The 18,829-nt window shown below is 60.7% G+C and carries 17 protein-coding genes and 1 pseudogene; 1 reads left to right on the top strand and 17 read right to left on the bottom strand.

Annotated elements, in window-relative coordinates; genetic code table 11:
- Window positions 1-137 precede the first annotated feature (137 nt).
- The 10 genes from H0W47_RS11835 to H0W47_RS11790 all read right to left on the bottom strand — a co-directional run bounded on the left by H0W47_RS11835 (window position 138) and on the right by H0W47_RS11790 (window position 11,120).
- Entirely contained in the window at window positions 138-893 is a 756-nt protein-coding gene (locus tag H0W47_RS11835; RefSeq protein WP_296924548.1) for an SH3 domain-containing C40 family peptidase, read from the bottom strand.
- 28 nt (window positions 894-921) lie between these two features.
- On the bottom strand, window positions 922-2,763 hold the full coding sequence (locus tag H0W47_RS11830; protein WP_296924546.1) for an ATP-binding protein: 1,842 nt from the start codon (window positions 2,761-2,763) through the stop codon (window positions 922-924).
- A complete protein-coding gene (locus H0W47_RS11825) occupies window positions 2,735-3,412 on the bottom strand; it encodes a response regulator transcription factor (protein ID WP_296924544.1) in 678 nt (225 codons plus the stop codon). Before H0W47_RS11825 ends, H0W47_RS11830 begins: the two co-directional genes overlap by 29 nt.
- Before the next feature lie 387 nt (window positions 3,413-3,799).
- The gene (locus H0W47_RS11820; RefSeq protein WP_296924542.1) at window positions 3,800-4,804 is read right to left on the bottom strand and encodes an HlyD family efflux transporter periplasmic adaptor subunit; all 1,005 of its coding nucleotides are present in this window, start codon (window positions 4,802-4,804) and stop codon (window positions 3,800-3,802) included.
- Entirely contained in the window at window positions 4,794-5,468 is a 675-nt protein-coding gene (locus tag H0W47_RS11815; protein WP_296924540.1) for an ABC transporter ATP-binding protein, read from the bottom strand. Before H0W47_RS11815 ends, H0W47_RS11820 begins: the two co-directional genes overlap by 11 nt.
- On the bottom strand, window positions 5,461-6,618 hold the full coding sequence (locus H0W47_RS11810) for an ABC transporter permease (protein ID WP_296924538.1): 1,158 nt from the start codon (window positions 6,616-6,618) through the stop codon (window positions 5,461-5,463). Before H0W47_RS11810 ends, H0W47_RS11815 begins: the two co-directional genes overlap by 8 nt.
- Window positions 6,619-6,762: 144 nt before the next feature.
- Window positions 6,763-8,085 carry an aminotransferase class I/II-fold pyridoxal phosphate-dependent enzyme gene (locus H0W47_RS11805; RefSeq protein ID WP_296924537.1) on the bottom strand — a complete coding sequence of 441 codons (1,323 nt, stop codon included), beginning with the start codon at window positions 8,083-8,085 and terminating at the stop codon, window positions 6,763-6,765.
- Between the two features lie 22 nt (window positions 8,086-8,107).
- The gene (locus H0W47_RS11800; protein WP_296924535.1) at window positions 8,108-8,713 is read right to left on the bottom strand and encodes a DUF2272 domain-containing protein; all 606 of its coding nucleotides are present in this window, start codon (window positions 8,711-8,713) and stop codon (window positions 8,108-8,110) included.
- A 97-nt stretch (window positions 8,714-8,810) separates the two neighbouring features.
- The gene (locus H0W47_RS11795; protein WP_296924533.1) at window positions 8,811-9,758 is read right to left on the bottom strand and encodes a class I SAM-dependent methyltransferase; all 948 of its coding nucleotides are present in this window, start codon (window positions 9,756-9,758) and stop codon (window positions 8,811-8,813) included.
- Window positions 9,759-9,971: 213 nt separating this feature from the next.
- Window positions 9,972-11,120 carry a LuxR C-terminal-related transcriptional regulator gene (locus H0W47_RS11790; protein WP_296924531.1) on the bottom strand — a complete coding sequence of 383 codons (1,149 nt, stop codon included), beginning with the start codon at window positions 11,118-11,120 and terminating at the stop codon, window positions 9,972-9,974.
- Window positions 11,121-11,330: 210 nt separating this feature from the next.
- On the opposite strand from H0W47_RS11790, the gene H0W47_RS11785 reads away from it, so the two are divergent.
- Complete coding sequence (locus H0W47_RS11785) at window positions 11,331-12,602, top strand: hypothetical protein (RefSeq protein WP_296924529.1); 1,272 nt, start codon at window positions 11,331-11,333, stop codon at window positions 12,600-12,602.
- Between the two features lie 39 nt (window positions 12,603-12,641).
- Here H0W47_RS11785 and H0W47_RS11780 read toward each other — a convergent pair whose 3' ends face one another.
- From H0W47_RS11780 to H0W47_RS11750, 7 genes and pseudogenes are all read right to left on the bottom strand, one after another.
- A complete protein-coding gene (locus H0W47_RS11780) occupies window positions 12,642-13,529 on the bottom strand; it encodes a dienelactone hydrolase family protein (protein WP_296924527.1) in 888 nt (295 codons plus the stop codon).
- Between the two features lie 79 nt (window positions 13,530-13,608).
- Window positions 13,609-13,722, bottom strand: a pseudogene (locus tag H0W47_RS11775) (3-methyladenine DNA glycosylase); the annotation flags it as partial.
- Window positions 13,723-13,822: 100 nt separating this feature from the next.
- The gene (locus H0W47_RS11770) at window positions 13,823-14,722 is read right to left on the bottom strand and encodes a DMT family transporter (protein ID WP_296924525.1); all 900 of its coding nucleotides are present in this window, start codon (window positions 14,720-14,722) and stop codon (window positions 13,823-13,825) included.
- 190 nt (window positions 14,723-14,912) lie between these two features.
- Complete coding sequence (locus H0W47_RS11765) at window positions 14,913-16,256, bottom strand: MFS transporter (protein ID WP_296924522.1); 1,344 nt, start codon at window positions 16,254-16,256, stop codon at window positions 14,913-14,915.
- A gap of 42 nt (window positions 16,257-16,298) precedes the next feature.
- Window positions 16,299-17,297, bottom strand: coding sequence for a MerR family transcriptional regulator (locus H0W47_RS11760; protein ID WP_296924521.1), 999 nt, complete (start codon window positions 17,295-17,297; stop codon window positions 16,299-16,301).
- A 97-nt stretch (window positions 17,298-17,394) separates the two neighbouring features.
- On the bottom strand, window positions 17,395-18,273 hold the full coding sequence (locus tag H0W47_RS11755; RefSeq protein ID WP_296924519.1) for a sugar phosphate isomerase/epimerase: 879 nt from the start codon (window positions 18,271-18,273) through the stop codon (window positions 17,395-17,397).
- A partial coding sequence (locus H0W47_RS11750; RefSeq protein WP_296924517.1) for a DUF993 family protein occupies window positions 18,270-18,829 on the bottom strand: 560 nt, incomplete at its 5' end. The genes H0W47_RS11755 and H0W47_RS11750, both read right to left, overlap by 4 nt.

Genomic DNA, 18,829 nt, shown 5'->3' with positions numbered 1-18,829 from the left:
TGGTTTCACGCTAGCCCGACCTTGCCATCCCCCAAAAACGGGATTTGACGTGTTATTCAGGTACCGCCTTTATGTTGGACTGGCAACGCGGTACGGACCGTCAGTGGACGCCGACCCCCTAGACGCCAGCTTGCCTGTCAGTCGCCGTTTGTGAGCGTCGGCTGATACAGCGTGTACAAAAATTTCCCGTATGGTTCTATGTTCTCGCGCGGGTACCAGGTGTAGCGCACGCTCTTGAGACCCTTCTTATCCTGGTCTCGCGGGTCCATGCGCTGGTTGCCGCCCAGCAGCAGCAGTCTGTCCTTGAGCGGATCGATCGGGTGAAGCTTCCAGTCGATGATGAAGGCGATGTGGCCGTGCTCACCGCCTGCCACCAGCCGCTCGCCGATGGCCATGTCGCCGGGCTCGGTGTCTTTGGGTATGCGGCCAGGGCCAGTCCGCAACGCCGCGCCCTTCCATATTTTCCATTTCTTTGCAAAAGTTGACTTCACCTTCGGCTGCTTGCACTGGAGCATGCACCAGTACATAAAGCAGGCACACCAGTCCTTGTCCAGGGCAAGCGAGCTGCTCACACTGCGGATGTACTCTTCGATACGGCCCTTGTGAGTCTTGTTGTTCACGCCTACCTGGCGCTGGGCCACGGGCATCCAGGGCAGCCCGGCCGCTGCGGTGGGCACCAGGTCACGCAGATGGCACCAGTGCTGCCCGCCCTCGGCTTGCACCTTTACCCAGCAGCCGGACAAATCGTCGAGTTCTGTGCACCTCACGGTTTCGCCGGCCGTCAGCTCACCGGTGACGGGCGAATCGCCGCTCGGGAGTTCATGCAGGGTGATGGGCTCGACAGGCGGCTCGATGTCTTCGAGCACGGTCATTTGCAGGTCGATCTGGCTCATTCTTGATTTCTCCGTCGGGGTTGTGGATTCAGGCGATGGGGGCATAAACGTGGGGAAACTGCAGGCGCAGCCTGGTGCCGGGGTGGGCAGGCTCAAGCTCGATGCCGCCACCCAGGCGTGCGGCGCGCGAGCGCATGTTGTCCAGTCCGCGCCCCGGTCGGCCGCTGCCGGGCATGCCTGCGCCGTTGTCCTGCACTTCCATACGCACCTCGCCAGCCTGCGCCAGCAGGTTTACTTGCACATGTTTTGCGCTGGCATGCTTCAGCACGTTGGTCAGGGCTTCCTGGGCAATACGCAGCAGCTGCAGGCTTGCGCTCGGCGCCAGGGCCAGCACGCCGTCCGGGGTTTCCACTTTCCAGCTGGACGCCAGGCCGGCCATTTCCAACTGACGCTCCCATCGGAAGCGGAAGTTGCTCCAGGCTTCGAGGAAGTCGTTGCCGTCCGGGCTCATGGCTTCCAGCGCAAGCCGCATATCGGCAATGCAGTCACGCAGGGCCTGTGAGATGCCGTCCTGCGCTATGGTTCCTGCGTCCACGCGCGATAACGTGACAAACAGCTGCGAGCCCAGGCCGTCGTGCAGGTCACGCATGATGCGCTGGCGCTCGTCGTCTGCGGCATGCTGCTTCTCAAGCCGGTGTACCTGCTCGTACTTGAGCGCCAAGGCCTGCTCCCGCTCGGCCACGCGCGACTCCAGAGTGCGATTGAGGTGCTCAAGGTCTTGCAACGCCTTCACGAAGCGCCCGCTCAAGATGCCACCCATGATCAACAGCAGCAGGTCGGCGGCGTAGTGCAGCAGGAAAAAGCGCTGGCTGGCCCAGTGCCCAACTGCCGATTGCAACCACTGAGAGTTGTTGGCCAGCATGTAGTCGTGTATGCCAGCCGCCACGGCAACCGCCAAGCCAAGGCCCAGCGCCGTGGTGGATGGCTGGCGGTGGCGCCACGCGGCGTAGGCGCTGAAAACAACCATGCCCATCCCGATCAGGATCAGGCCTGCGGCCCAGACGCGCCCAGCCAGAACTTCACTGCCGCCGCCGGCCACGTAGCTCAGCGGGCCAAGAAGCCAGTAGACCAGCAATACGCGCTCCAGCCGGGGGCGGGCACCTCCAGCCAGCCGCATGGAAAAAATCATGAGCACAATGACGAAGCCGCCCGTGGCGCTGTGGTAGAACATCCGCCACGGGCTCCACCATGCGGCGGGAAGCACCTCGACGATGAAGGTCAGGGTGCGTGCACCCCACAGCAGTGCGGCCAGGCCGAACAGGCCGTACAGCAGTTCCTCCCGCCGGCGCCACCAGATGAACAGCACCAGCACCCCCACCAGCATGCAGGCCACCACCGTGAATTGCGGCATGGTGCGCGCCCAGAAGCGCCGGTTTTCATAAGCTGCAAGCTGCTGCGCCTGCGGCCCCACGCTGAGCGCGGGCAAACGGGCGAGGGGGCTGATAGCGCTGGCCGCCGCGTGAATCAGAAGCTCGTTTGCGCCAGTATTGAGCAGTGCATCAGGCACGGGCAGCAGGAAGGGGCGCTCCCAGCGGACGACCGAGTCGCCGTCAGATTGCGCAACCTCTGCCAGTGGGCGGCCGTTGAGAAAAAGCGCGCCGCCCGCGTAGAAGTAGGGCAGATAAACCGCCCAGGATTCGGCGCGGTGTTCCGGCGCCTGGAATTCAAGCCGGTACCAGGCGGCGCCAGGTTCTGCGTGCGGCAGCGCGACACTGCGCCAGCCCGCATCCAGGGGCGGTGGGGTAGCGGAATCCGACGCTAGAACCTGCGCCGTCGCCGGGCGGACGGGGTGCTGCGGCTGGGCGCTGGCGTTGCCGCACAGCGCCAACAGCAGCCAGAAACTACAGCAGGCCCAGCTGGTTCGCCTCATAGACCGCCTCGCCTCGGGAATGAACCGCCAGCTTCTGATAGACCCGCTTGACATGGGTCACTACCGTATGCGGGGAAATCGCCAAAATTTCACCCACATCCTTGAAACTCAGGCCCTTGGCAACGAGGCGGAGGATTTCGGTTTCACGCAGTGACAGCGGCGTCTGCTGCTGCGGCGACGCGGGGCCAGACGCAGGCGCTTGCACGGTGGCGCCGGCAGCCGCAGGGGAGACGCGAAAGCGCTGCAGCACGCGGCGGGCGATGGCGGGGCTGATCGGTGAGCCGCCCGCGCGCACCTCCAGGATGGACGTGGCAATGTGCTCGGGCAGGGCGTCTTTCATCAGGTAGCCAGTGGCACCGGCGGCAATGCTGTCGATGACATTGCCGTCGTCGCCGAACATGGTCACCACCAGCACGTCACACTGTGGGTTGCGGGCCATGGCGTGCCGAATCACCTCGATGCCATGGCCATCCGGCAGGCCCAGGTCGGTCAGCACCACTTGGGGCGCCACCCCATCGATCAATGCGCGGGCAGCGGCCACGGTGGACACCGCCCCTGCCAGCTGCAGCGCAGGCTCTGCCATCACCGCGTCGGAAAAGCGCCGCAGGAATTCTGGCTCGTCCTCAACTATCAACACGCTGGTACCCATACAACTCCGTTTTGCTCCAGCCGCCGATTGTGGCAGCAGGGCACGGCGCGAATGTACCGCAAACATGGGATGGCTGGGGGGGGGGTTAATCGACCGGGCGCGGGCTGGCTACCAGCAGCCCCATCGCCCCGCCGCCTACGCCGCCCAGGGCTATAGCGACAAGCCATCCTGGAAAGGCCAAGTAGCTGTGTGCCGCAAGGCCAAGCCAGTCGACGGCAAAGCCGCATGCGGCGACTCCGGCAGCTACGCCGATTGTTGCCGGCCAGAGTTTGACTTCCGCTGTTAGTCGGGAGGGCGGAGGTTTCATGCAACCATTTCTTCTGTTGGGCGCAGGGCGTCGCTCAGCGCGGTGGGGGGTCGTTTCAGGTAGGTGATGTATTAGCGCGTTCAAGGTGCATGTTCAAAAACAACCGTCACTCGATACCCGATGGGAAGAGCAAGCGGTTTTTCCAAACGTACGATGACTTCTCTTATGTCCCTATCGGTCTTGTCAGCCGGATCTTGCGTTTTGATATGCTTTCGACCCATGACGGGCGAAAGCTCTACAACTGAAGCCGGCACGTCAATGCCGGCTTCATCACGGACTCTTGCAGTTGTACCCATCTTGATGCGTGCGATGTCTTTTTCATCCACTTCAGCACGCGCTCGCATGACTGACAGATCGGCAATTTGCGCTATCGCCTCTCCCGCGACATCGGTCATTTCACCCGCTCGTACGTTTAGCCGAAGAACCGTACCATTCACGGGTGATCTGACATCGCACTTGTTTAGCTTTTCGTTCACGGCTTTGGCTTTGGCGGAGGCGGCACTGGCTCGGCGGTGTGCCGCTGCAATTTCCACTTTTAGCGGACCGGCCATGGCCTGGGTCAAATTCGCCTCGGCTGTTTTTGTTTCGTACGCCTGCACAATCGATGTTTTTCTCAGATCGTCAAGAGCTGCTTGTGAAACCATGCCCTTTGCATGCAGCTCGCTAAATCGCGTTTCTCGAGTTTTAGCCTCTTGCTGTGTCGCAATGGCTCCGGCATGGCGGGCACGTGCTACAAGGATTTCTTCCTTGCGAGTTCCGTTGGAAAGCTTCAGTGCAACCAACTCGAAAGACTTTGCCTCCTCCTCTAAAGCTTTGGCATCGAAGCTGAGATCCCTGCAATCGAGAGAGGCGACGACGTCACCAAGCTTGATCTGCTGGCCTTGCTGCACATGAACAGCTAAAACCGGCATCTGAAACGGCGATGCAAGCTGGATGGTTCGGTCTGCTCCCTCTATCCTGGCCGGCGCTGATACTGGGGCAGACGGGTGGGGTGTGTGATCAGAGGCTTTAGCATCAAGCTGAGAACGCCCGCAACCAGAAATCAGCGCTGTAAATACCAAACACCAGAAAAGTCTATTGGTCATTTGCTATTCTCCCGTCGCGCATGCGAATAGCGCGGTCGGCAAAGTGAATGAGCGCCTCATCATGGGTAACGGCAATGACTGTGGTTCCTTCTTTGGAAATTTGGCTTAGCAATTCACCAACCGCTTTTGCATTTGTCGAATCGAGTGAAGCTGTTGGCTCGTCTGCCAAAACCACCTCTGGGCGGTTAACCACGGCTCGTGCAATGGCCACACGCTGACGCTCCCCACCACTTAACTGGGCGGGAAACAGGGAGGCCTTGTGTTCCATGTTGAGCTTTTCAAGGCAGTCTTTGGCCCGGCGTTTTTGCTCCTCCTGTCCTATGCCCTGAAGACTCAACGCAAGCTGCACATTTTCAATGGCATTCAAACTTTCCATCAAGCGATGAGACTGGAATACAAACCCAAGATGCTTCAGTCGAAAGGTGGTTTTTTCCGCCTCATTGAAGCTACTTGTGTTAACGCCACTAATTTCTACGAATCCTGCGTCCGGACTCCGCAACAAGCCAAGCGCGACTAAAAAACTTGTTTTTCCACTTCCGCTGGGTCCGTAGATCGCGCTGAATTCACCCGCTGAAAAGGTCTGGCTGACGTTGTCTACGGCGGTTGTTCTTCCGGTGCCAACACCATGCATAACGCTGACCGAGTCGGCTCTGACGCTATGCACGGAAAGCCTTTGCGGGTTCAATACGCAATGCAGGTTTGGCCGCGACATTGGCGGCCAACAAACTCATAGGCATCAGGGTAACCACTACTGCCAAGGCCATCCACAGAGGCTGCTCACACCAACCCACCGCCAAGGTGGCCAGAGCGACTACGCCATGAACAGCAATGAGACCAATGAGCGACCCTATGCAGGTGCAGATAATTGCTTGCAAGAAAATCATCTTTTGTATGACTGTTTGCGGTGCCCCTATCGCTTTGAGGGTGGCGTACTCGTCAAGACGATCCATCGTGATTGCGTAGATTGTTTGCGAAACAATAGCCAGTCCGACAGCAAAGCCGAGCAGGGCGCACAAGATCAAAGCACCCCCAGCGCCAGTTTGTAGAAGCCAATACATCCGCGACCGCCATGAAAATTCTGTAGTGGACAGCACGTCCAACTCAGGAAACCGGTTTTGAAGCGACTTGATGGTATCTGGCAAGGACGCGCCTCGAGAAAGCTTTAACGCGACAAAACTGGTGAGGTCCGCCGGATAGTTCAAGATTCGCTGCACAGTGAATTGATCGCTGAGAACAAAAGGGGTGCCCATAAATGAGGCATAACCGTCAAGGGCCGGGCCTGCAAAAAGTTGGTAACCCGCAATTTCAACGCGACTCCCTGCGGACAAACCCAACGATTGAACGTAAGTCTTATCGGTATAAAACATGTCACGCCCAGCTCTTCCCGCAATGCCATTTTTGTGCCCTATAGAGTGGTCGAGTTCTTTTCCAATACCCACAATTTGTACTGATGAGGGCTCCCCGTTAGGACCTATGTAGGGTGCCCAGCCCACCACTACCTCGCCGGCGGACTGAATTCGCGTGTCGCCCCGTACTAAGTACTTCACACGGCGTTCCACTCCAAAACCCAAGTCAAATGACTTTGTCCCCTTTCTCGCTATCCAGATATCGGCGTCAATTGCGTCGACAGTGCGCGACGCAGCGTGAGTAAAACCCACAAGCAAACCGCCTTCAAAAGCGATGAGTAGCGCGGCAAACGCCACGCCAAATATCGCGGTGAAAAAGCGCGTCCGATCATGTCGCAGATTTCGATAAATAAGTATTACCCAGATATCCGCCTTTCCACCTAGCAGCGTCTCTAAGGTTGAACGCATTTCAATTTGTGCGCGCGGATAGCTCTGGCGGAAAGCAGACTTTTGGCGATGGCGATGGCGATGGCGATGGCGTTGCCCTTGCCGGGGCAACGTACAGACGCTTTAGTACGTTGCCTGGCGCTTTCGTCGACCGGTATAACTCATTCATGTCATTGCTTCCGCGTTGGCTTCCTGCGCGGCGCGAAGTGAGTCTATTGCAGTTGCACCTGCGGCAGTGAGGATAGTGCAAAACTCGTCGATATCCGCCTCGCTGTGGTCGGCCATTACCTGCAGGCGCAAGCGGCTGGTGTTGCGCGAGACGGCAGGATATTCCACAAGATTGACCAGGGCGCCGGCACGCAGGGTTTCACCGCAGACCAGACGCGACAGCGCGCTGTCTCCCAGCATCGTAGGCACGATGGGTGAAGGTGCGCCTAAAGTCACGAATCCGCAGTCTGCCAACTGGCTGCGCAGGTAGTTGATGTTGTCCATCAGGCGCACCCGCCTGTCGCGGCCTTCATCAGAGCGCACGATCTCCAGTGCCTTAAGCACCACGGCTGCCTGGATCGGCGACATCGCGTTGGTATAGGTCTGTGGCCCACAGAGGAAGCGAAGCGCCAGCTTGAGCGCCGGGTGGCTGCTCGCGACAAAGCCGCCGTTGGATGCGAAAGTCTTGCTGAATGAGCCCATCACAATATCGACCTCGCCCAGAACGCCTTGCGCCGCGAGGTGCCCCAGGCCGTCAGCGCCCATGCAGCCAAGGTCGTGCGCACAGTCCACCACCAGGGTCGCGCCGTGCTCTTGGCAAACGCGCACAGCGTGGCGTAGATCTGGCGTGTCGGAATCCATGGAGAAGAGCGATTCAGTCACCACCATGATGCCGTCGTCTGGGTGGTCACGCCGCACCCGCGCCAGGCGGCTTTCCAGCCCGCGCGCGGAAAGGTGGGCGAACGCATGGACGTTGGGCGTGGCGGCTCGCGCGCCTTCCATCAAGCAGGCATGGGCCAACATGTCAATCACCACATGGTCGGTGGGGCGCACCAGCGCTTTGATCACACCGTAACCAGCACCCCAGCCAGTCGGGAATACGGTGGCGTCGTTGTACCCAAGCCACGCCGCCATCTCCCGCTCCAGCTCCAACGTGAGATCGGTCAGCCCCATCAGTGCCGACGACCCCGCTGAGTGAACCCCGCGGGTTGCCGCTGCATGCTGAGCAGCCGCAACAATTTGAGGATGGCTGGACAGGCTGAGATAGTCTTGTGATGCAAAGTTCACGCCCGATATTTGTCTGCCCGCGCGGTCGTGTGCGCTGGCGCGTGGCTGTATACGGCCGTGGGTTGCTTTGCAGTTCGCGTCCACCTCATGGCTCAAACGATTATTCGCCCAGTCGGTTAGGGATTGGAGGCGGTCCAAAAGGTGCTGGCCGGCCACAGTTGCGTGCTGGAACACATCGCCTTGCAGGTGCAAAGCGTCAGTCAGGTCATACATTTTCGGCGTCAAGCGAGTCCCCTCAAAGTTCATCATCGAACTTGTTGGCGAGTACGGCGAACCATAACTTTTGCTTGTCGGCAAGTCGACCCTTGGCATTGAGTTTCAGTGATTTCATACTCACCGAATTTCCTACATTGCCGCCGATGACCGAGATTGAGTTCTCCGATACCCCAACGACAAGGTCCGCATGAGACTTGTAGTTGGCCGACAGCGAATCAAGGCTGATTCCCGGCTCTCGCGCATAGCACACCAAATCGCCAATTTTCGGCGCTCTTTCCGAAAGTCCGTACGCCCAAAACCCGTAGTTGCGGTCTTCCTTAGCGCGCGCTCGAATTGCACTGCGGATGTACACGGAATGCTGTGCGCTGTATCGGAACTTCGTGCCCGCGCCGCTCTTTCGCATGACATAGGAGATGAATGTCGCTGACCAAGGATAGTCATCATTCTTTCCGGTCAAATTTTTGCCTGTGCCTTCGCGCCAATAAAGAGCTACCCGCTGCCAGAATCCGTCGTCGGTCTCGCTCATGCCGTTGCGTATGGCTTTTCCATCTACACCGAATTCCTGTTTACCAAAGAACTCCCACTCTTCAGTCGCCACTTGAACCATTTTTTGAATGAAACTCATACAGACCTCCTAAAAAATACAATCAAGAAAATTTGTCTGACGCCACTTTTTTTGCGGTATGGCATGGCTGGAAAACTGGGCCAGGCTTTTTGCGAAGTCATGAGGTCTGAGTACCGGTTCGCGCGTGAATGAAAAGATTGATTCCTAACGCCTCTTGCCCAATGGTCGCGTCGTGTAGTCCCGCCCGCTCCGCCAGCGCCAGCAGTTGCTCAGAGCTGCGGTGATGCAGTTCCCACTCGCAGAAGACTTCCATGTATGCGCGCTGAGGGTTGGACGGCGAGAAATTGCCGACGACGAGGCTGCCGTCCCGGGTCAGCCCCCTGGCAAGGCGTTTGAGCGCGGCAACAAACCACTCATCGTTGAAATAGTCAAAAAGGCCCGCGCTCCATATCAGGTCGTATTTGCGTTCGCTTGAAAACTTGAGCGCATTGCCTTGCACGAAGTCCACGCTGGCCGCAAAGGGTCTGCACAGCCGGCGTGCATGCGCAATGGCATCCGCGTCCTGATCCAGGCAGGTGATGTGGACCCGCGCCGAATGCGACTGCTCGAAATACTCGGCCACATCGCGGCAAGGCCCCGAGGCCACGTTCAGAACCCGCAAGGGCCCGGGGCCTGCGTGCTTGCCAGCGTACTGCGACAGCAACTGCTTGAAGTAGCCCTTGCGGTTGCGTACGGCCCGAGGCGCAAGGCCGGCATGAAAGCATTCATCCCATGCGCGCAGCATCGGGTCGTCCGATACACGTTGCGTGTAAATGTCGTCGATGATCTGGAAGTCACCGGCATAGCCGTGCGGCTTGAGCCACGCGCGCCCCGGCACGGTGCCCGCGCCCATGGCGGGGCCGAATGCGTCCCGCAGCGCTGCGACTTCCGGCTTGCCGATCACGCCCGCGCGCAGTTGCTCCTGCAAGTGCGTCGAGTAGTCATACAGCGTGCCGTATTCGTGCGGCTGCGGCCCCCCAGCGCGACACAGGCGCTGGATCTCAGCCAGGACGCCGGCCTGCAGCCCGGGCGGTTGGATCGCGATTTCAGCGGATAGCAGGGACATTTTGAGTTTTGGTATGAAGGGTGGTGAGCGCGCGCGAATCGTGATTCATGTCGTAACCAGTTTTACAGAGCGACCCCCGGCGGGAATCCACAAAGTTGTGGATGACAGCACACCGGTTCCTGGGTTTATGTTCATGCAGCCAGTATTGGTGTGACCACGCTTTTGCCCAATCGCCCGGATGGGGTAGCGCGGATGCGGGAGGATGTGTGCGCCTCACCCCACCACCCGAACCAGGTCGACCAACCGCCGTGTGTAGGTCTTTTCCAGAAGGTGGCGTATGTGCGTGCGGATCGTAGAGACACGCACACCCTGGGCCAGGGCGATGTCTTCCGCCGCAACTCCTTCGGCCAAGTGCCCGAGCACACGAACTTCTGCGGCAGTAAGTCGGTACTGGCTGGCCAGCGCTTCCAATCGCGCCAGGCGGGTGCGTTCGGCGTTGTCTGCTTGCATCATCATCAGGATCTCGGCGCGCGGCCAGTGGGTGATGAAGGGAGACTCGGGGCCTATGCGGGAAAGCATGAGCGTCGCGGTGGTAATTCCGGCCGGACCCGGCATCCACAGGGCCGGCTGCGGGGCCAGTCCCGCTGCGGCAGCATTGAGAAGGTCCAGCCAGCGGCTGCCGGCGATCTGCGCGATGCCAGCGATGCGGCCGGCGCTGATATGCACTGCACCCAGGGTATGGTGCAGGCGGGCCGCGGCGTTGCGGTATTCCAGCAGGCCGTCGCGGCGCAGCACAAACACCGGATAGGGCATCGCATCAAGCGTCTGCTCCACCTCCTTGGCCTGCACCTGAAGGCGGCGGACGGCCCAGAAACTGTTGAGCGCGCGCCGCAGCGCCGGTTGCAGCGCCTGGAAAGCCCGCAGTTGCGCATGATCGAACTCCGGCAGCACGCCATCGCGAAACAGCGCCAACCTGATTGGCGGTGTGTCGGTCGGCCCCTTCCCGTCTTCCACCAGCGCGGTCATGACGCCTTTCAGACCCGCCTGCCGACCAAAGTCGCTGAAGAAGGCTGTCCGTTCGAGCTCTTGCCAAGGCAGGATATCGCTGCCGATAAAGCAGCGCCCGGCGGTGGACACCTTATGGCCGCGCGGGTGCAGGGCCCAGGGGTCCTCAGCGCCCCAGCGTTGGGCGTAGGCCGACTTCACCTGCGCGTCGATGCCGTCTTCCACCCACCATGAAGTCTGCGGCTCAGGGGTGTCGGGGGTAGCCCGCAAGTGTGCCGAGGTGGCGCCGAAGGAGCGCCGCAGGTCTTCCAGCAAAGCGTTCCAGCGGCCGGCGTCGCTGGCCGCCTCGTAAGCGGTCAGGATCATCCGGTTCAGCGCCGCGTCATCAAGCATGGTCGCACGGTAGCGGACGGGCAACCACGGCGCATCACCTGCACGGGGGACGCGTGTCCGGGGTACCGCATTTGCGGGACCGCTGTTTGGCAGACCGTGAATTTCGCCGAAAAGCGCGCAGACTTGCGGTTGTGCAGCCGAACAAGTTCGGTAGCAAACGCGTCCTTGCCCACTGGGCCAACGCAGCCAAATGCAACGCTCATCATGTTGAAATTCGAGAGGTAAGAAAAATGTATGACTATGCTCGCGACAATTAAGGCGGGCGTCTTCACCCGAACGGGGGATGCGGCATTGCTGCAAGAGGTGATACCGATGACACAAACTCAATGGGAGTCTTCGATGGAGGTGGTGCGTTCCGCGCCGGCAGTTCGCTCGTACGACGACTTGCTGGGACTGATCTACGAAGCTGCGCGTGATCCGGTGTTGCTGAAGGAAGCATTGGCGGCGACGGTTGCCGCTGTGTCAGCGAAGGCGGGTTCTCTTACCATCGTCGATAGAAAGCGCGGGACCGCCGTCATGGCTGTGAGTGCCGGCACGTCTCCCATGGCGGACTTCGACTATGTTGAACGCTACGGGGTCATGGACCCGCGTGCCCAATATGCCATGACCTTGCCTGTCGGCGAGTGGGTTCAGTGCCATCGCTACATTGCGCCCGGGCTGGTTGAGAAGTCGCCCTTCTACCAAGACTTTCTTATCCCCTACGGCTTCCGATGGAACACCGGAACGCGCATCTTTGACAACGATTCGCACATCGGGATGATCGGCATCCACAGCGGGGTCGAGCAACTGCCTCTGGATGGTGCGGCACTGGCCGTCCTTGAGCGCCTGACGCCGCATTGGCAGCGAGCCCTTGAACTGCAGCGCGGCAACATGGCGTTGTACGACCAGTGGACGATGATGCGGGCGCTGCTCAATGCCATGGGATACGCAGCGCTGGTATGCGATACCGAGGGTGCAGTGGTCGTTGCGAACGACGCCGCGTTCGAGCTCTTGCGAAGTGCAGACGGCATCACCTTGAAGGGGGATCGCCTGCAACTGCAGGACATCAAGTCACAGCGCCATTTCCGCGCCATGCTGAACCGCAGCAATGCATTGACCGGGCCAGCGCCTGGCGCCACGGCCCACCCTACGGGTCCCGATGCCGCGATGATTGTCGTGAGGCCGTCGGGCAAGGCCTCGCTGCAGCTGATCCTGCGTAAATTGCAGGCTGACCAGACCTTGCTGCAACAGGAGGGGGCGGACCGTTTTGTACTCACCATCTCTGACCCGGCCAGCGTTACAGTCCCGCAGATGAGGGCGATTTCCCTGATGTACGCGTTGACCCCCGCAGAGTGCCGACTGGCGCAGTTGCTGCTCAGAGGTGCCACCCTCAGCGAAGCGGCCGATGAGTTGGATGTCAGCCTTGAGACCGTTCGCAGTCAGTTGAAAAGTGTTTTTTCCAGAACAAGTACCAGCCGGCAGACGGAACTGGTTGCTCTGCTCAAGAGTGCCGTCGTACTTCGGTGAATGCCAAGGGCTCCAGACGACTCAAGCTTGTCGGCGCAGCTACTTGCGCGGCTCCATTCGTTTTGCCAGGAAATCAAAGGTGCGGCGTGCCGAGTCGGCCGTGATTTCCTTGCTGTAGTGGTACACCACTGAATTGCCCTGGAAATCGGTTTTTCTGAAATTGTGGCGCGACGAGCAGTCCCAGCAATGGGTGGCTGACGCATAGAGATGCCATTCGACAGGGGCGCCCTGTTTGTTCAGTGCTTCGAGCCGGGGCAAACAGTCGGCGGGTGGCGTTTCATTGTCCTGGTCGCCCATCAGAACCAGCAAGGGCCTGTCGGTGTCGGCACGCAGGTATTCGACCGTCGCCGGGTTTTGCGGATTGCCCCCGAAGTAGCACATTGGGTAGAAGCTCACCGCGGCCGCAAAACGCTCACCTTGCGAAAGCACGCTGGCGACTTCGTTGCTGCTTGCCATCAAGCCAACCATGGCCCCCCAGGAAAAACCCACCAACCCTACGCGCGAGCTGTCAACAAATGGAAAAGTTTTCAGATGTTTGAGGGCCTGGAACGCGTCCTTTGTGCCGCGGGAGGTCGGTACCGGCGTCGGTGGGAAACAATTGGTTTTCAGGCCCCTGGGACCCAGGCTGTCCAGTACGAAGACCACATACCCTCTTTCCAGGGCCAGCTTGGCCCACTCCCTGATTTCGGTCCGGATGCCGCCGCAGCTGTGATGCAGCACCACGGCCGGAAACGGCCCCGCGCCGGCTGGCTTGAAGATGGCCATGCCATGGGGGCTGAACATGGAAAGCTCTTTGGCCTCGGTGGGAAATGTCAGGTCTGGAGACATGCCGGCGCCTGTTCGAACCAGGGCTTCATAACTCTGTGCACAGACCATCCCTGAAAAGCAGACCGCAGTGATCCATCCCAACCAGAACTTGATTTGCATAAGCAACTCCGCTTGAAGTCAACAAACAATCCCGAAACTTTAACGGAATAATTCGCGTCGACAGGGTTTTGCGTTGGCCTCAATCTTCGCGGGGAAATGGCCGGCTGAGGAAACGGGAGCCCGCCAGCCCGAAGCGCCAGGGCTCATCCACCGCCTTTGAAATGCCGATGCGGGGGCCACTGAGCAGGCGAACCCTGGCACTGGCAGGCTGCAGCTCGAACGGCGGGGCGGTAGCGGGCAAACCATTGTGTCGCGGCTGTCATTAAGTCGATGGAAGGTCCACGCATGCCTGCTCACCCGGATGAGGCGGGCACGCGGGGCGCGCGCCGCTTTTCGTTGACCAGCACGTACAGACCCGAGGCAATCAGCAGCGCGATGCCGAACCAGGCCAGCGTGTTCGGCACCTCGCCCCACACAGCGTAACCCAGCGCCAGCGCAAACAGCAGGCCGGTGTAACGAAAAGGCGCGATCAGCGTCATCTCACCGTGGCGCATGCTGCTGATGATGAAGTAATAACCAGCGGTGAGAAACCCCGAAGCCAGCGCGAGCAGGCCGAACTCGAACGAGCCGAAAGGTTGCCAACCCTGCATCAGTGAACTCAGGCCGGACACCACGGTGACCGCAACGGCGGTGGACAGCGTGATCAAAATGGACGGGATGCCGGCGTGGATGCGCCGCGTCATCAGGTCGCGCGCCGCATGGAACAGCGTGCCCAGCAGGCAGACCAGCGCCCATGCGTTAAAACCTTCGGCGCGCGGCTGGATCACCAGCAACACACCGAGAAAGCCGAAACAGACCGCCAGCCAGCGCGCGCCGCGCACCCGCTCAGCCATGAAGAGCGCCGCAAACAGCGTCATGAACAGCGGTGCGGCAAGGTTGATCGCGGTGGCATTGCCGATCGGCATGTGAAACAACGCGCCCAGGTAGAGCATGGTGGCGATGGCATCGACCAGCGCGCGGCCCGCCACCCAACCGCGTGTGGCCTCGCGCATGCGGGGGGTGGCGCCCAGCGCGTGGACGACGGCCAGTACCAGCAGCACCGACATCAAGCCCCGGATAAAGATCAGTTGCGCGCTGGGCATGCTCTGGCTGGCGAACTTGACCAGTGCATCATTGGTGACAAAGCAGCCCATGGCACCCACCATGCAGACAATGCCGCGGCGGTTGGCGGCGCCAGAAGCGCTGAGGGTCATGGTGAAGGTTTCATTCCAACAGTCTACCTGCGGCAGCAGGTGTGGGCTTCTTGCTGCCCTGCCGCATCGCGGGAGTCAAACGCCTCTTCACAACGCTGAAAAAGACCGGTCAGCGCGCACTTTACAGCGCGTGACCCCCCCGCATTTGACATTCCCTCGTCGGCTGCTCAGGCCTTGGGCGGATGGCCGGCTACGCATCGGTGAGATGGCGAATCCGTGAGGTGGCCAAGGCCACCAGCACCAAGCCCACCAGTACCATGCCGCTTCCGGCGAACAACTGGCCCAGCGTGATGCTGCGCATCAGCCAACCTGCCACCGCGGCTGACATGGGGGCCAGTCCCATGAAGATGAACATGAACAGGCTCATCGCCCGTCCCAGCATGGCCTGCGGCACGCGCCGCTGTATCCAGGTGAAGACGGCCACCTGCATGAACCCGCCGAGCAGTCCAATAGTCCCCATCAGCAAGGCGCCTTGCCAGGTGTTGGTGATTTGCCCCATGGGAACAAACAGCAAGCCAATCGCCGCGTCAACCAGCAGCAAGGTCAGCCCCAGGGTCCCGACCCGCATCCGGGGTTTGATGCCCGAAACCACCATGCCAGCCAGCGTGCCCGCGCCGTGCGCGCCCAGCATGATGCCGAAGGCTGCGGCGCCCAGGTCGAGCTGTGTTGCCAGCAGCGGCAGGGCAATCTGGACCGGCCCGTGGATGAGTAGCGCGATGGCGCCCCAATAGAGAAAACAGGCGCGCAACGCGTTGTCGCGCCAGAAAAAACGCAGTCCTTCGGCCACCGCAGAAAAAACAGCTTGAGGCGCAGCCTGGCTACGCCCGGTGAGGGGGATCACTTTGGACAGTGTCCATGCCGAGAGGGCAAAACTGAAAGCGTCCAGTGCAAAGGCCACGCCGGTGCCGCGGGTCGCTTCTGCCGATCCGGGTGCGCCGTCGCCAGACAGCGCAATCAGAACACCGGCCAGCAGCGGGCCCAGAAACATCGAAGCCTGGCGCAGGCCCAGCATGATGCTGTTGGCGGCCTGCAATTGTTCTGGCGGGACAACCGATGGCAGCATCGCCGTGCCCGACGGGATGCTGAATGCCGTGGACAGTCCGATGGCAAACGCCAACAAGTACGTCATCCAGAGCGTCAATCCATCGACAAGCACCAGCGCTGCAAGCAAGCCGAGCAGCGCCGTGTTCACATATTTGGTCAGCATGAGCACACGCTTGGGAGAGTGGCGGTCAACCAGCGCGCCGCCTATCAGCATGAAAAGGGCTCGCGGCACGCTGATGAGCGCCAGCACCGTGCCCAGGACAAGCGGGTCCCCCGTCATCTTCAGCACCAACCATGGCAGGGCAATCAGCGTGAACTGGTCGCCCAGCATGGACACCACAGCGCCGCTGAGCATCCACCGGAAATTACGATCACGGACAAGCCGTGAACGCCCGTCATTGGGACCGGACGTCGACTCGACATGGGCGCCGAAACGCGTGCCCGAATGAGAGCTGGATGTTGAGGAGGGGGAGGGCGGAGGTGTCTGCATACGGCTTTTTGTGTTGATGGCCGCAGACTGTAGAGCCTCACGTCACGTGAGGGTCAAGGCGTTTCGTAAAAAATCGCGTACCTCTGGATCGAGCACAGCTGCCGCCTGCAGCACAGGTTCGTTGGCATGTGCTGCCACCAATTTGGCGCGTATGGCGCTGTCGTGGCCTGACAACCTTTCCAGGAGCCTATCGCATTCCCGGGCCAGCATCTGGGCTTCGGGGCTGTGGGCCGGTGCACCTTGCTGCATCAGCTTTCGGGTGCCCCGCGAGAGGTGTTGCCACTCGTCTTGCGAAACCTTGCCCAGCCGTTTCAATTCATCAGCCTGGAGGTACTTGCCCAGCACCGCCAGGCGTTGCTTGATGGGTTGACTGATGTAGGTGATCATGTCCTGGCCCGGGCCCTCCTGCTGTTGCGCCACCGGCTCGCGTTGGTACATGTAGTCCCAACGTTCAAGCAGGTCAAAGTCGCCGTCCATCCAGTGCAGCATCAAGGTCATCCACCGGTGGGCCAGGGGCTGGAGCTCCAGGCTGTCTGGCGGCACGCCGCGGTCCATGGCACTGCGCACCTCCGCCAGCAGGGGAGGCCACTTGTCAGCAATCTGGTCCCAATTGGTAAAGATGGTTTTTTGCTCGGCAGGGCTGAAATACTTGCCGTAAGTGGTCATGAGTGCCAGCGTACCCAGCCAGTCGCCGATGTCTGGCTGTCCACCGGTGGACAGCCGTTCCTGCAGCAGACCCAGGCTGGCGCGCAGTGCGCCAGCCCTGGAAACCTCCTGGTTCAACGCCTCGATTTGCTGCGCGATGATGGCGGGAAGCGCAGTGCCATCGCCGTCGAGCATGCTGCCAATTTGATTGAGCGGCAGGCCTAGCTGTTGCAGCGCCTGGATGCCGTGCAGGCGTGCGACGTCACTGCGACTGTACAGACGGTATCCGGCATCGGTGCGGGCCGAGGGCCTGAGCAGACCGATGGTGTCGTAGTGGTGCAGCGTGCGCACGGTCAGGCCGGTTCGCGCTGCAAGCTCTCCTACCTTCAGCAACATAAATACTCCCTATCATGGGATGGCTTGCTGCTGCACATGCTCTGTGCCGCCACCCTGGTTGCCCGCCATGCAGCTGGCTGTCAGAAAGGGAGTGAGTCTATACCGCGCTGCGGTGCCGGGCTATGCAGGTGTCAAGTACCTCCGCCGACTCGCGTTGCCACCAGTTGCCAGAGGAAAAAATTTCCACTTCGCTGTAGCCGGCGAAACCTTGGTCTTCCATCCATCCGCGTATCTTCGGGATGTCGATCACGCCGTCACCCATCATGCCCCGATCGTTGAGCAGGTCGGTGGTGGGTGTCAGCCAGTCGCAGACGTGGAAGGCCATCAACCTCTCCCTGCCCGCGCGCTGGATCTGTGCTTCGAGCTTGGGATCCCACCAGACGTGGTACACGTCCACCGCCACACCCAGTGCGCCACTGCGGCCGGGATCAAGCGCATCGCAAATGTCCAGGGCCTGTTCCATGGTGTTGATGCAAGCGCGGTCGGCGGCATACATCGGGTGCAGCGGCTCGATGGCCAGTGGCATCCTGTTCGCTTTTGAATATTCCAGTAGCTCGGCAATGCCGTCGCTGACTTGGGTGCGCGACAGCGCGATGTCCTTGTGTATGGCCTTGCCGGCAAGCGCGCCGGGCAGGGCACCGACCACCAGCACCAGGCAGGCAGCGTTGAGCTCGCAGGCTTCGTCTACCGCGCGGCGGTTGTCATCGTGAGCGGCCTTGATGCCGGCAGCATCAAAGGCAGGGAACATGCCGCCGCGGCAGTAACCGGACAGTTCCAGCGCATGGTCCTTGACCAGTTTCGAGATGACCGGCAGGCCGGCGGCGGCTACCTGGTCGCGCCAGGTTGAGATCGCCCGGATGCCGCGTTTCGCGCAGGCTTCAATGATGGCGGTCAGCGGCTGCTCCGCGCCACGGTTTTTACGTACGGTGGCGGTGTTGATGGAGAGCCAGCGGTGGTCCCGGGAAAAATCCCTCATGGCTGGACACCGTGCAGCGACAACAGCGTTTTCATCCGTTGCACGGCGAGGTCTGGGTGCTCCAGCAGATTCGCCGCGTCAGCCAGCCGAAACAGCTCGGCGAAATGCTGCAGCGAGCGCGTGCTCTGCTGACCGCCGACCATGGTGAAGTGGCTCTGGTGGCCGTTGAGCCAGGCCATGAACACCACGCCGGTTTTGTAGAAACGCGTAGGCGCTGCAAAGATGTGGCGCGACAGCGGCACGGTGGGGCCGAGGATGGCGTGGAACTTCTCCACATTGCCCTGTGCCAGCGCGCCCAGCGCCGCGCTGGCAGCCGGCGCAATTGCGTCGAAGATGCCCAGCAGTGCGTCACTTTGGCCGTGGAACAGATCGCTGCCGTGGCCGTCACCCGCGATCAGTTCGGCGTAATTAAAATCGTCGCCGGTGTACATGCGCACGCCCGCGGGCAAACGCCTCCGCATCGCAATTTCTTTGTCTTTGTCGAGGAGTGAAATTTTGATGCCGTCGACCTTATCGGGATGAGCATTGATGATGCCCAAGGCCGTGTCCATAGCCT

This window comes from Polaromonas sp. (assembly GCF_013817205.1).
In the GTDB taxonomy this organism is placed as follows: domain Bacteria; phylum Pseudomonadota; class Gammaproteobacteria; order Burkholderiales; family Burkholderiaceae_C; genus Polaromonas.
This window is presented reverse-complemented; position numbering and strand designations above follow the sequence as displayed.